The organism is Phyllobacterium sp. 21LDTY02-6, assembly GCF_023554255.2.
Taxonomy (GTDB): Bacteria; Pseudomonadota; Alphaproteobacteria; order Rhizobiales; family Rhizobiaceae; genus Phyllobacterium.
The window spans coordinates 255,466-268,748 of sequence record NZ_JAMJWD020000005.1 but is presented as its reverse complement, the minus strand read 5'-3'; the positions used below and the strand labels follow the sequence as shown (position 1 = coordinate 268,748).

The 13,283-nt window shown below is 57.8% G+C and carries 16 protein-coding genes; 4 read left to right on the top strand and 12 right to left on the bottom strand.

Features of this window, described 5'->3' with window-relative positions:
• The first annotated feature begins 5 nt into the window (after window positions 1–5).
• Window positions 6–1,505, top strand: coding sequence for a tripartite tricarboxylate transporter permease (locus M8997_RS17975; protein ID WP_250015649.1), 1,500 nt, complete (start codon window positions 6–8; stop codon window positions 1,503–1,505).
• Window positions 1,506–1,513: 8 nt separating this feature from the next.
• Window positions 1,514–2,569 (top strand): aldose epimerase family protein, encoded by a 1,056-nt coding sequence (locus M8997_RS17970; RefSeq protein ID WP_250015648.1) that lies wholly within the window; start codon window positions 1,514–1,516, stop codon window positions 2,567–2,569.
• A 114-nt stretch (window positions 2,570–2,683) separates the two neighbouring features.
• Here M8997_RS17970 and M8997_RS17965 read toward each other — a convergent pair whose 3' ends face one another.
• From M8997_RS17965 to M8997_RS17940, 6 genes are read right to left on the bottom strand one after another with little or no spacing between them, the layout of a single operon-like run.
• Window positions 2,684–3,721 carry an Ldh family oxidoreductase gene (locus M8997_RS17965; RefSeq protein WP_250015647.1) on the bottom strand — a complete coding sequence of 346 codons (1,038 nt, stop codon included), beginning with the start codon at window positions 3,719–3,721 and terminating at the stop codon, window positions 2,684–2,686.
• A gap of 8 nt (window positions 3,722–3,729) precedes the next feature.
• Window positions 3,730–4,455, bottom strand: a complete 726-nt coding sequence (locus tag M8997_RS17960) for an SDR family oxidoreductase (protein WP_250015646.1) — start codon at window positions 4,453–4,455, stop codon at window positions 3,730–3,732.
• 3 nt (window positions 4,456–4,458) lie between these two features.
• On the bottom strand, window positions 4,459–5,121 hold the full coding sequence (locus M8997_RS17955; protein ID WP_250015645.1) for a GntR family transcriptional regulator: 663 nt from the start codon (window positions 5,119–5,121) through the stop codon (window positions 4,459–4,461).
• 40 nt (window positions 5,122–5,161) lie between these two features.
• Window positions 5,162–6,442 carry a TRAP transporter large permease gene (locus M8997_RS17950; protein ID WP_250015644.1) on the bottom strand — a complete coding sequence of 427 codons (1,281 nt, stop codon included), beginning with the start codon at window positions 6,440–6,442 and terminating at the stop codon, window positions 5,162–5,164.
• A gap of 9 nt (window positions 6,443–6,451) precedes the next feature.
• Window positions 6,452–6,940, bottom strand: coding sequence for a TRAP transporter small permease (locus tag M8997_RS17945; RefSeq protein ID WP_250015641.1), 489 nt, complete (start codon window positions 6,938–6,940; stop codon window positions 6,452–6,454).
• Window positions 6,941–6,967: 27 nt separating this feature from the next.
• Window positions 6,968–7,954, bottom strand: coding sequence for a C4-dicarboxylate TRAP transporter substrate-binding protein (locus tag M8997_RS17940; protein ID WP_250015639.1), 987 nt, complete (start codon window positions 7,952–7,954; stop codon window positions 6,968–6,970).
• A 182-nt stretch (window positions 7,955–8,136) separates the two neighbouring features.
• Here M8997_RS17940 and M8997_RS17935 point away from each other — a divergent pair, with 182 nt between their 5' ends.
• Entirely contained in the window at window positions 8,137–8,985 is an 849-nt protein-coding gene (locus tag M8997_RS17935) for a sugar phosphate isomerase/epimerase (protein ID WP_250015637.1), read from the top strand.
• Window positions 8,986–9,067: 82 nt separating this feature from the next.
• Here the strand turns inward: M8997_RS17935 and M8997_RS22300 are convergent, their stop codons facing one another.
• Complete coding sequence (locus tag M8997_RS22300; protein ID WP_371929602.1) at window positions 9,068–9,241, bottom strand: hypothetical protein; 174 nt, start codon at window positions 9,239–9,241, stop codon at window positions 9,068–9,070.
• Window positions 9,242–9,270: 29 nt separating this feature from the next.
• On the opposite strand from M8997_RS22300, the gene M8997_RS22295 reads away from it, so the two are divergent.
• A complete protein-coding gene (locus M8997_RS22295; RefSeq protein ID WP_371929601.1) occupies window positions 9,271–9,441 on the top strand; it encodes a hypothetical protein in 171 nt (56 codons plus the stop codon).
• Window positions 9,442–9,484: 43 nt separating this feature from the next.
• Here M8997_RS22295 and M8997_RS17925 read toward each other — a convergent pair whose 3' ends face one another.
• Genes M8997_RS17925 through M8997_RS17905 form a run of 5 tightly spaced genes read right to left on the bottom strand, consistent with a single transcriptional unit; the run spans window position 9,485 to window position 13,271 of the window.
• A complete protein-coding gene (locus tag M8997_RS17925; protein ID WP_250015635.1) occupies window positions 9,485–10,303 on the bottom strand; it encodes an SDR family oxidoreductase in 819 nt (272 codons plus the stop codon).
• Window positions 10,304–10,336: 33 nt separating this feature from the next.
• Entirely contained in the window at window positions 10,337–11,146 is an 810-nt protein-coding gene (locus M8997_RS17920; RefSeq protein WP_250015633.1) for an HpcH/HpaI aldolase/citrate lyase family protein, read from the bottom strand.
• Window positions 11,147–11,186: 40 nt separating this feature from the next.
• Window positions 11,187–11,918: an amino acid ABC transporter ATP-binding protein gene (locus M8997_RS17915; protein WP_250015632.1), complete on the bottom strand. Its 732-nt coding sequence runs from the start codon at window positions 11,916–11,918 to the stop codon at window positions 11,187–11,189.
• On the bottom strand, window positions 11,899–12,558 hold the full coding sequence (locus M8997_RS17910; protein WP_250016042.1) for an ABC transporter permease subunit: 660 nt from the start codon (window positions 12,556–12,558) through the stop codon (window positions 11,899–11,901). The genes M8997_RS17915 and M8997_RS17910 overlap by 20 nt, the downstream gene beginning before the upstream one ends.
• A complete protein-coding gene (locus M8997_RS17905; RefSeq protein WP_250015631.1) occupies window positions 12,552–13,271 on the bottom strand; it encodes an amino acid ABC transporter permease in 720 nt (239 codons plus the stop codon). The genes M8997_RS17910 and M8997_RS17905 overlap by 7 nt, the downstream gene beginning before the upstream one ends.
• Between the last annotated feature and the right edge of the window lie 12 nt (window positions 13,272–13,283).

Genomic DNA, 13,283 nt, shown 5'->3' with positions numbered 1-13,283 from the left:
AGTAAATGGATATGTTGGCCAATCTCGGTTTGGGCCTTGTCACGGCAATGACCCCCTTGAACCTGGTGTATTGCTTTGTCGGGGTTTTCCTTGGCACTGCAATTGGCGTTCTGCCCGGCCTTGGCCCAGTCGCCACCATCGCCATGTTACTTCCACTGACCTTCGGTCTGCCGCCTGAAACATCGCTGATCATGCTGGCGGGCATTTTCTATGGTGCTCAATATGGCGGTTCGACCACGGCTATTCTGGTCAATCTGCCGGGCGAAACCAGTTCGGTGGTCACCACGCTCGACGGTTACCAGATGGCGCGCAATGGCCAGGCCGGCAAGGCACTGGCCACAGCGGCCATTGGCTCGTTCATCGCGGGCACCATTGCCACTCTGGTCATTGCGCTCTTTGCCCCCTTTCTGGCTCAGGTCGCGTTCAACTTCCAGCCGGCGGATTTCTTCTCTCTTATGGTGCTGGGCCTCATCGCTTCCGTGGTGCTAGCCAATGGATCACTACTCCATGCGTTGGGCATGATCCTTATTGGTCTGCTGCTTGGTTTCGTGGGCACCGATATCAATTCTGGTGTTGCCCGCTACACATTCGATGTGCCGGAACTTTATGACGGCCTCGAGTTCGTCGCCATTGCCATGGGTCTTTTCGGAATTGGAGAGATCATCGCCAATCTCGAAGAGAAACTGGACAGGAGCATTTCTCTCAAATCGGTTTCGGGCAGCCTGCCGACGCGGGAAGATTGGAAACGGATCTTCTGGCCCATCCTGCGTGGCACCGGATTGGGTTCCATCCTTGGCGTGCTGCCCGGTGGCGGGGCCAACCTAGCCTCTTTCGCGGCCTATGCAGCCGAAAAGAAAATGTCCCACCATCCCGAAGAATTCGGCAAGGGAGCCATCGAGGGTGTCGCGGCACCGGAAGCTGCCAATAATGCCGGCGCTCAATCCGCCTTCATCCCCATGCTCACTCTTGGCATACCCTCCAATCCGGTCATGGCCCTGATGATCGGCGCCATGTTGATACAGGGCATTCAGCCCGGACCAACCGTCATGACCGACCAGCCAGCGTTGTTCTGGGGGCTGATCGTGTCCATGTGGGTGGGCAACCTGTTCCTTATCATCCTCAACCTGCCGCTGATTGGCTTCTGGGTAAAACTCGTTTCTATGCCGTATCATCTGCTTTACCCGATCATTCTGGGCTTCTGTGCCATCGGTGTGTTTACTGTCAGCAATGCGAGCTTCGACGTCTATCTGATGGCGTTGTTCGGCGTGGCTGGATATCTGCTGCGCAAGATAGGCGCAGAACCGGCACCGATGATGCTGGCGCTCATCCTTGGCTCAATGATGGAAGAATATCTGCGCAGAGCATTGCTTCTATCGCGGGGTGACAGCACCGTGCTGCTCACCAGCCCAATCAGCGCTGGTATCCTTGTGATCTGCGTGGTGCTCGTGGCGCTAGTGGCTCTGCCCGCTATACGGCGTGGACGTGACGAAACCTTTGCGGAATAGGAGCGTTCATGGCGTTCACCACTTTCCTGGCTGGCTCTGTCGATGGTCAGCCCATAGAAGGCTTTGATATTGCGCGTGGAGATACGCGCGTTCGTCTCTTCAGCTATGGTGCGGTGCTCAATCAGCTCTGGCGGCCCGACAGGAAAGGATGCGAGGCGGATATCGTTCTCGGCTACGATCAGCCAGACGCATATGTGACCAATCGCGGCAATGCTGGCGCAGTCTGTGGTCGCCATGCCAATCGTCTTGCCGCCGGTCAATTCACGCTGGACGGTGTCGATTACCAGCTTGCCTGCAATGATGGTGCGCACCATCTCCATGGTGGCCCGAACGGCTTTGGCAAACGTGTCTGGAGAGCCGTGCCGGATGCCTCCGGCCATGCCGTACGATTTGAGCTGGACAGTCCCCATGGCGATGAGGGCTATCCAGGCCATATGACGGCAAGCGTTACCTATGCGCTGGACACCCGCGGTGATCTTGGAATCCATATTCGGGCCAGCAGCGACCGGAACACCATCGTCAATCTCGTCCATCACGGCTACTGGAACCTGACGGGCCATGATTCAGGCTCTGTATTGGGCCAACATCTTCGGATCGCAGCCGGATATTATACGCCAGTCGATGCGGATAAGATTCCATTGGGGACCATGCGGCCTGTCAGCGGCACGCCCTTCAACTTCCGCACTTTACATCCAATTGGAGATCGCATTGAAGACGCATGGCCGGGAGGTGGATATGATCACAATTTCTGCCTTGACGAATGCGCAGAAGACGAGCCCAGTGTCGAGGCATGGGATCCGGTATCGGGGCGCGCCATCGCCATTCATACTAACCAGCCGGGCCTGCAATTTTACACGGCGAACCATTTCGGTGCTTTCCCTGCCACAGGAAAGGGTGGAGCGCATTACGATCGATATGCCGGCTTTGCCCTCGAGACGCAGGGCTTTCCCAATAGCCCCAATGTCAGCGCTTTCCCATCCACAGTTCTCACGGCAGGCGAGACCTATAGGCACGACATGCTGATCCGGTTTTCTCTCAAAGACGTGCCGGAACCGAAATCATGAGCCATTCTCCGGGCCAGCCACGATGCTCATTGCGGCGCATCGGAAACGGAACAACAACCGTTCCAGTTCACCTGGTTACCCATCTGCGGCGGGATGATGCGCGACAGCCCTTCTCTAATAGCTGAGGAATCGCGCAGTATCCGGGTCAATCGGAATACCTTCCGCCGCCCTACGGTCGGCCTCCGCCCACTCCCTGTCCCCTGGCGCCATAACAGGCCCGCCACCTTGCCGGCGAGCAGCGCCCCTTAGAGAAGCGAGATATCCCGCCATGGCTTGGGCAAATAATGTGGCACCAACAAACTTCTCGGGATCTACAACGAGAACGAAGTGCCCCATATTGCGTGGTTGATGCATGTTATCCGTGCCGTACATGGGTATAAAATCAGGATCGAGGGTCGTGCCGGTTAGAAGTGCGGAGAATAGCGTGGCCACTCCAGCCAGACCGGCTCCCTTGTAGCCATATTCTTCGCCGCCGAGTGGCAGAAGCATTTCTACCTTGAACGGGTCGGTGGTGGCCAACCCGCCCTGGTCGGCCGCTACTCCGGATGGAAGTGGGGTGAGAAGCGAGCGATGCAATAGGACACGGTTCATCGGTATCGACGACGTCGCCATATCAAGCAGCCATGGCCGGCTATCCGGGACTGGCGCGGCAAAGGCCAAAGGGTTGGTTCCATGGAAGCGTTGTGCACCGTCGAACAGGCTCACCATTGCGTCGGTATTGGTCGTCGCGAAGGTAATAAATCCTTCCTCTGCGCCCGCCATGGCGTAAGCGCCGGCTGCGCCCAGATGCGAGGAATGCTCGATACCGACTGCTGCCACGCCGCTTTCTCGCGCTATATCCAATCCGACCTCTACAGCCTTGTAGGCTGCATAATGTCCAAGTCCATCGTCGCCGTGGACCATTGCGCTGCCTGCGGCGGTACGCCTTACGGATAATTGCGGTTGCTTGTTTAACCGTCCCTTTGCCAGCATACGGCAATAATGTTCGACAAGCCGGACGCCGTGACTGTCCACTCCGACCATGGAGGCATGCATCAGCGCCCGTACGGCGGCTGAAGTCGATTCCTCACTGGCTCCCGCATCCGACAAAGCCGCCAAGACGCGTCGCCGCAGATCATCGACCGGTACGAGAATTTGGTTATCATCGCGCATAGGGGATCTCACATGGTTACACCACCATCGGCGACGTAGACGGCACCGGTGGTATAAGCAGATTCGTCGGAAGCAAGGTGGACTGCCAGTGCCGCTATCTCCTCTGGCTGACCGAGGCGGCCCAATGGTTGCCGGGCGATAAAATCAGCCCGAGCTCCATCATAATCACCAGTGGCTTGGGCTCTCGCATTGAGCGAGGGACTATCTGTCGTGCCAGGGGCGATGAAGTTGGCACGAATGCCCTGTTTGACAAAGTCAGCAGCAAGTCCTTTGGTCAAGCCCATCAAAGCGGCCTTGCTCGCCCCATAGGCAAACCTGTTTGGTGTTCCTTTGATTGCCCCGGCTATCGAGCCGATATTTATGATGTTGCCGCCGCCCCGCTCGATCATGCGGGGCAGAAATGCCCGAATGAGATGGAATGGGGCCGACACGTTGATGTCGAAGGAGGCTTGCCACTCCTCATCCGGGCAGTCGAGGATTGACCCTGTGTGCACATAGCCCGCGACGTTGACAAGCACGTCCACCCTGCGGGGTATCGCTGCGAAACTGGAAATTGCGGCTCGATCGGAGACGTCCAGACGATGAGCTTCGATCCCTGCGGGTAGTTCAAACGGCGATCGGCTGGTGGCAATCACCTTTGCACCCTCCGCAGCGAAAGCCAATGCAATCGCCCGACCAATACCGGCACCCGCACCTGTGACGAGCGCAATTTTTCCGTCAAGGCGGTTGCTCATGACTTATTTCTCCTGTTCTTCCAGCACTCGCAGATAGGACTTGCGGGTTTGGTCGATATGCGCCGCCAACAGAGCTTGAAGCTCAGGGATATCTCGTCGCTGGACATAGGTGAGCATTTGGCGATGCTCCGCGACTGAACGCGAATTCAAGTCTGCGATCCGCGACAGGCGTGATCGCAATGCCTGTGTACGAAAGCCCACCTGACTGAAAGCTTCGACAAGGAAAGGATTGCCGCAAAGCTCGATGAATACCTGATGGAACGCACCGTCCAGTTTGTGATAGCTGACGGTGTCATCGCGGTCATAGGCCGCCTGCATCTCCTCCATGACGACACTCATCTGGGAAACAAGTGATGTGTGGTTGCGGTTAATTGCCAGGCGGCAAGCGGCAAGCTCCAATACCGTACGCAATTCGCTGATCTGCTCGACCTGTTCTGCTGCTATGCGGAATACGAAAGAGCCTCGTTGCGGAAGCACTTCTACCAATCCTTCGAGCTGGAGCTGCTGTAGCGCCTCTCGCACCGGAGTCTTCGACATACCAAGATCGGCGGCCAACGCATTTTCCGAAAGAGCAGCGCCCAGCTGAATCTTGTTATCGATGATACGGCTTCGCAGTTCGTCCACTACCAGTTCCTTCAGTGACCTTGGTCTCTCGATCTTCATCATTTTGCTCTCGACAATCGCCAATACTGCAACTGCCTCCTTATCAGCCGAAGATCAGGTTGGGTATGTAAAGAACAATGCTCGGGACAAAGATCAGCAAAATCGTCACAATGCTGATAGCCAGCAACAGCGGCCAGCCTTCTTTGATATAGTCCTTTATCGAGACGTTGAGGATTGAGCAGACCGTGTACATGGCAGCTCCAACCGGAGGTGTGAAATTGCCCAAGGTCGCCGCGATCACGAAAATGATCCCGAAATGAACAGGATCACCTCCCAGTCGGGTGACCACCGGCAGAACGATCGGCGTCATCATTATGATCAGCACCGTTGCATCGACAAAGAGCCCGGCTACGATTGTGAGCAGCACGATCAGTACCATCACCACCTGGACATTATCGGTCAGAGTGCCCAACCCGGACGCCACAAGCTCAGGTAATCTCTCGAATACAATTCCGTAACCGAAGATGGCAGATAGGCTGATCAGAAACATTACGGATCCGACATCGCCAAGGCTTGACTCCAGCGCTTCAATGAAGTCGCTCACCTTCATTCTCTTGTAGATAAGAAAGCCGATAAACACGGCATAGAGTACGGCAACGGCGCCAATCTCTGACGGAGTGAAGATACCGGCGCGAAGCCCCACCAGCAGGATAACCGGGAACAGGATGGCCCAAATGCCGCCGCGGAATGCAGTGATCGTCTCTTTGGCTGTCGGGCGCGTCGAGCGTTCCGGGGGATAACCCCGCTTGGTCGCCGTTATCCAGACCGAAAGGCTCATCGCAACGCCCAGAAGCAACGCCGGCAGGATCCCACCGGCAAAAAGGCGCCCGATCGAAACCGATCCAATCGTACCGAACAGAATCATTCCAATACCCGGCGGAATGATGGGGGTCAGCAAGGAGGAAAACGACAGGACGCCCGCTGCAAAGCCCTTGGTCATTCCACGGTCAATCATTTGCTGGCCGAGCATGCGGGACTGCATAGCCGCATCCGCGATCGCCGAGCCGGAAACACCGCCCATTAAGGCAGATAGCACGATCGAGATTTGGGCCAGCCCGCCACGCAGTCGTCCGGTGAGGACGGATGCAAGATTGAGAAGGCCCTCCGTAATGCCCGAGCGGTTCATCAAGTTGCCAGCTACAATGAACAGTGGGACGGCGAGGAGCGAGAAGTTTTGCGTTGTCGATACAGTTATCTGCAGCGGTATCGAAATGGGCAGTTCGGGGTGCTGCAGGAAGAACATCATTCCGGAAATGCCTATGGCGAATGCGACCGGCATTCCGATGACAAGGAAAATGGCAAAGACGATAGCGACAAGGAGCATGGTTTTGCCTCAGCTGACAGATGCTGTCGGGGGTGCGTGTTCCAGGCGGGCGTCCTTGAACTTGATCAATGTCGTGATCAGCATCAGCGTGCAGCCGACGGCAATTGAGCTTGTCACCCAGGAATATGACACTCCAGGAATGCCGTTGAAGGATCTCGCGCGGCTTGCCCATGCCAGAGTTACGCCATACCAAACGCCATAGCAGAGGAACACGGCTATGATCCCGAGATTGATCTTATCAAGGACGCGTCTGGTCGTGGATGGCAATCGTTCTGTGAAAAGATCCAGCGACATGAGGGTGTTGTTGCGCCATGCGATGTCGGCGCAAAGGAAAACGGCCCAGGCGAAAAAGCCGGTTGATAGATCAATGGTCCAATTGAGTGGCATGCTCGCCATGCGCGCGACTCCACCCAATAACACCATACAGATCATGGCGATGAGAAAGAAGCCGGCGAGGATAGCCTCCAACCGCGTAAGGGAACGATAAAATGCCTTCATATGATTTTCCTAGCCAGCCATCACCTATCAGCGGCCCAGTTCTTTGTAGAGCGCGTCTCGAACGTCCGTCAGGTTGAGGGCTTTATATGCTTGCTCACTCGCGGCTCTGAACGCTTCGAGGTTGACATTGTCCACAACGGTCATTCCCGCTTCGATCAGTGCCGCCTTTTCTGTTTCAGCCTGCGCCTGCAGCACTTTCGTCGTCTCCTGCCCTGCAACGCGGCACTCCTCGACGAGCGCTGTCTGGAACTCGGGCGGAAGAGTTTCGAACCACGTCGTTGAAACGACCTCGAAATTCAGAAGCAGGATATGTCCTGTTTCGCTAACGTGACTGACCACTTCTTGGAGATTGTTTGGCCGAATATTAGCGTAAGTGACCTCTGCGCCGTCGATCGCCCGCTGTTGGAGCCCTGGATAGATTTCCCCGAACGCCATAGCCGTGGGCGCCGCGCCTAGCGCACGGGTCGCTTCCTGCCAGATGGGAGCCGGGGGTGTCCGGATGCGAAGGCCGGAGAGATCCTGGGGGTTGCGGACGGGCTGATTGGTAAAGACATGGCGCAGCCCTTGCGAGAAGTCGAAACACACAACCTTGAGACCGTGCTGGGTCGCCAATTTGTCGATCCATCCTTGAACCACAGGCAGTTCGGCCAATTTGAAGGCTTCATCGAAAGACTTGACCAGATAAGGTCCGTTGAGGACCGCGATCTCTGGGACGTAGTTGCCTAGTCGCGCCGCATCGGTGTTTTGGCCGACATTGGCCCCCATACGGATCTGCTCAATGATGTCTTCCTCAACACCGAGCTGGGCAGAGTGAAATACCTCGATCTTGAGCCCGCCCTTGGTGCGCTCAAAGACGCGATCTGCCCATTTCTGAAAGCCCTGGTGATAAGCCTCGGCAGGCGTGTGCACGTGATTAAGCCGTAAGACGTATTCCTGAGCCAGAGCTTGACCGGTGGACATGAGCGCCAACGCGCCGACGCACAACGTCGCTGCAATGCAATTCTTAACAGACATGAATTCCTCCCATAAAGCCACCTTGTTCCCTCAAGGCAGCATGTCTCCTCAAATGCGGATGCTCCACGAAAGTCTGCTGCGTGTTCTCCTCCACCATCAGACTGCTAATGACAGATCTTGCATACTTGCATATCAGATGCAAGATATCAGATATAAGCATGAGACAGGGAGGATACCGGACGATGACGCAACGCTCTATACACGCCTACACATGGGTCCCGCAGTGGACGACAGAGGACGGGGCCTATGCGGTGGAGAGGGCGGCGGCATTTGGGTTCAATCATGTTGTTGTCCCCATCCGTAACCATGAGAACATCGAGCCGACCAAGATTGGGCGGATCTTTGCCGATGCCGGACTTAAGCCCGTAACGACATCGCCGCTGCAGATCGACAACGACATATCAAGTACTGATCGGTCGATCTGGAAGCGCGGCGTTGAACGTCACAAAACCGCGCTGGAACTTGCCGCGGCCATGGGTGCAGATCGAATGGGCGGTATACTCTATTCCGCATTCGGAAAGGCCACTCGTGTGGCCACGGAAGACAACTTCAACGCCGCCGCTGAAGGGCTGGCGATTGTTGCGGACAAAGCAAAAACGATGGGAATGATGCTGTCACTCGAAGTGGTGAATCGTTACGAAACGAACCTTATCAATACCGCATCCGACGCAGTCAGAATGATCGAAACCATCGGCGCAGACAACGTCAAAGTACACCTCGACGCCTTTCACATGAACATAGAAGAAGACGATATGATGGATGCGCTGGAGACTGCCCTTCCCCATCTGGCTTACTTCGAGATCGACCAGAACCATCGAGGATCGCTAAGCCGTGGTACCATCGACTTTTCACCCCTTCTGATCCGCCTTAAACATGCCGGTTATCAAGGACTCGTAGGTGTGGAGGCATTCTCGTCGGCCGTCTCGCATCCAGACATCGTTGCCGGTGTCGGAGCATGGCGGAACTTGTTCGAACACGGAGATCACATTGCACGGGAGGCGGTCGAACTCCTCGAAAAGCATGGATTCTGAGTCCCTGGAACCTGGTTTGTGAAACATTGGTGAACGCCCGGACTCTGTCCGCTGCCAAGGCAGGCAGACATAGTCAACCCTGTCAAAGACCGACGCGCGTCGAATTCTTGATCGATGCACCAACGTCCATGGCGATGCTATTGTCGGCTGCCATGCTGCTGAGCGCCTGCGAATGGCTCGCCCCGCCATCCTTCGCCAGCTTCATAATGCCGATGTGGATCGCCGCGGTCGGCATCGTCTGGACGGTGGCGGTCACGGCGGATGGCGCGCTGCAGGTTCGGCCACATGGCCGGGACCGCCGTCGCCGCCTATTTCTGCACGCAGAGCCTGTTCGTCGGCATTGCCGGCAGCCTGGCGGTGATGCTGCTGCCGGGCGACACAGCCTGGCCGCTCGTCGCCTATTCCGCCGTCATGGCGTTGATCGTCATGATGGCGCCGCGGCTGACGCGGCGATAAGCCAGGACGGGGCGGTGCCTAGGCGCACCGCCCTCGCCAGCAGCTACCAGGCGGTGAAGCCGCCATCGACCACGACGTTGGACCCGGTCATGTAGGAGGATGCATCGGAGGCTAGAAACCGGATGATGCCATTATACTCGTCGATCTCGGCCTGACGGCCCATCGGCACCCTTTCGAGAAAGGCTTCGATGAACTCCTTGTCGAAGCTCGCCGTCTTGACGCCACCGAAGGAGATGAGGTTGACGCGGACTTTCTTGGTGCCCCAATAGGTGCCGAGATAGCGGGTCAGGTTCACGAGCCCGGATTTCGACGCGGCGTAGGAAATGGCCTTGACGAAGGGTATGCCGTCCCGCTTCTCGCGATAGGCATAGAGCGCCTGGTTGGGCGAGACGATGCCGTAGATCGAGCCGACATTGATGATGGAGCCGCGTCCCGCCTCGGCCATCCTGCTGCCGACCACCTGGCTGGTCAGCATGACTCCGGTCAGGTTCGTCTCGATGATCTCGTCCCAGTATTTCTGCGGATAGACCTCGAAGGGCGCGTTCTGCTCGGCCGAGCCGTCCGGCTTGGAATCAATGCCGGCATTGTTGACGAGGATATGCGGCACGCCCCAGTCCGCGATCAGTTTTTCGGTGGCCGTCTCGAGCGCCTCCTTGTCGCTGACGCTGGCCTCATAGACGCGGATGCGCTCGGTTAGCCCCGGAAATTTCTCCGCCAGCTTCTCGTCGCTGAACGGGCGCCGGCTGTAGATCGCCACCTTGGCCCCTGCCTCCGCGAGCGATTTGGTGAACTGGGTTCCGAGTTGGCCGAGGCCGCCGGTGACGACCGCAACGCGGCCTGCAATGTCGAATGGATCACTCATTGATTGGTCCTTGCTGGATATGATGCGCTTTGCTCAGGCGGATTTCGCTGCCGTGTCGATTGCTTCGCGGGCCCGGCGGCATCCCTCATTGAGGAACAGCACGTCATTGCCCATGATGATCATGTCGACGCCCTTTTTCTTGAGCGCCGTGACATTGTCGGCGACCGGCGGAATGCACGGCGCCATGACCTTTATGTTGCGGGCGTGGGCCTTTTCGATAAGCTCGGCGAGTTTGTCTTCCACCTCCGGATGCGACATGGAATAGTCGATGGAAATGCGGCGCGAGATCGAATAATCGGCAGGCCCGAAATTGATCACGTCGATGCCTTCGACATCGAGGATTTCGTCGATATTGTCGAAGAATTCGTAGCTTTCCGCCATCGGTATCACCAGGCGGCTTTCATTTTCGTGCTCCATATAGGCCGACCACTGGAAACCCGGGCCGCCGAAGCCTGCCGCACGGCAATTGGCATCGCCGCCGCGCCGTCCATAGGGTGGAAACTTTGCGGCCCGGACGATGGCGCGGGCCTGTTCGGCGGTGCCGACCTGGGGAACGATGACGCCCGTGGCGCCGAATTCCAGCGATTTGCGGATGTCCCACTCATTAGTGCCGCGCACGCGCACGAGTGGCGCAATTCCGGCAAGCAGCGCCGCCAGTACCAGCTTTTCCATCTGCGGGTCGATGTTGACGGGCGTGTGTTCGGCATCGATGAAGGCGAAGTCGAGCCCCCAATTGCCCGCCGCCTCGATGGCCGTGGTGGACCCCGTGTAGAAGGTCGCGCCGAAGACGGCCTCCCCACGCTTCATCTTGTCGATCAGGGTTCGATTCTCAGGACCGGGCAATTGTCATCTCCTTGGATTTGCATGTCATGAATTGTGCGGCTCATTTCAGATCCGGGGCCACGAAGCTTTGAAGTTCCGGTGTTCTTGGATTGGCGAAGAGCTCTTCCGACCTCCCCTCCTCCCAGATGCGGCCCTGGTGCATGAAAACGGTACGGTTGGCGACGCGGCGGGCAAATCCCATCTCGTGCGTGACGAGAACCATGGTCATTCCCGCCTGGGCGAGTTCGGCAATGGTCTTGAGCACCTCGCCGGTAAGTTCTGGATCAAGCGCCGAGGTCACCTCGTCGAAGAGCATGACTTTCGGCTTCATTGCCAGCGAACGGGCGATCGCCACGCGCTGCTGCTGCCCGCCGGACAATTCGTCGGGAAAGGCGTGCCGCTTTTCCTGCAGGCCGACCCGCGCCAGCACTTCCTCGACAAGCGCCGATTGCTGCTCCTTCGGAACGCCCTTCACCACACGCGGCGCCAGCGTGATATTCTCGGCGACCGACAGATGCGGGAAGAGATTGTAGCTCTGGAACACCATCCCCACCTCCTTCCGCAATTCACGCAGATTGGCGCGCGACCGGTCGAGGACGTGCCCGGCAACCTCGATGGCGCCGTCCTGAAAAGGTTCGAGGCCATTGATACAGCGCAGCATGGTGCTCTTGCCCGAACCGGAGCGGCCGATGACTGCGACGACGTCGCCATTGTCGACGGTGAGATCGATCCCATTGAGGACCGGGACGGCGCCATATGATTTCTTCAGGTTTTCAATGCGCAGCGCCGGCATGCTTTCTCTCCTTCAATCTCTCGCTCCACCACGACAAGGGGAAGCACACGAGGAAATACATCGCGGCGACCGTCAGGAAGACGTGGAAGGGCTGGAATGTCATGTTATTGAGCAACTGCCCTGCGCGGGTCAGTTCCACGAAGCCGATGAGGGCCGTCACGGATGTATTCTTCACGATCTGCACCATGAAGCCGACGGTCGGGCCGAGCGCGATGCGGAATGCCTGAGGCAGGATCACATAGCGCAATCGTTGCGTGCGGCTGAGCGCGAGTGCGTCCGCGGCCTCCCACTGGGTGGCCGGGATGGCTTCGATACAGCCCCTCCAGATATCGGCGAGGAAGGCGGTCGAATAGATCGTCAGCGAGATCGCGGCGGCGGCAAGCGGCGGAAAGTAGAAACCGGCAAAGCTCAGCCCGTAAAATGCCAGGAATACCAGAATGAGCAGTGGTGTCGCCTGGATCAGCTGGATATAGCCGGCGATGATGACTTGCAGCCAGCGTGGGCCAAGCGCCCGGCCGACCGCAAAGATGAGGCCAAAAATGCCGCCGCAGACGAAGGTGCACAGGGAAAGGCCTACCGTCCAGATCAATCCGTTCCAGAGGAACCCGACGCTCGACCAACCGAAGGACTGGATCATGATTCCACCTCGCGCGGTAAAGTGAGTGTTGCAGTGGCCGAACCTGCTGGCGGCGTGCGGCGGCGGAACAGCCACAATCCGACCAGCCAGTAGAGCAGGCGGAACGCAAAGGTGATGCCGATATAGATGGCGGCGAGAACGAGGAAGGTCTCGAGACTGCGGAATGTCTGCGATTCGATCTTAGCGCCCGCGAGCGTCAATTCCGTCGCGGATATGGCCGAAGCGATCGAGGTTCCGAGCAGCGTGAGCGTAAGCTGGCCGGTCAGCGCCGGATAGATGATCCGCAGCGCCGGTATGATGACGACATAGCGCATCACCTGCAATCGCGACAGGCCCAGCGCAAGGCCGGCCTCGATCTGCGTCTTCGGGATCGCCAGAAGGCCGGCGCGGAATATCTCCGCCGAATAGGCGCCGAGATTGAGCGAGATCGCAAGGATCGCCGCGTGATCGGCGCTCAGGCGAAAGCCGATATAGGGCAGCCCGAAGAACAGCAGGAACAATTGCACCAATAGCGGCGTGTTGCGGAAGGCTTCGACATAGGCCGCACCGAACACCGCGCTCCATTTCGGCCCGTCCACCCTCAGCAATGCCACGGCGAGGCCGATCACCAGCCCGACCGCGATGGATTGGGCGGACAGCGTGATCGTGTCGATCGTACCGCTGACGAGCTCCGGCGTTCGGGCGAATACCGGCGCAAAGTTCATTTCATAAGCCATGATGCCTCCTGC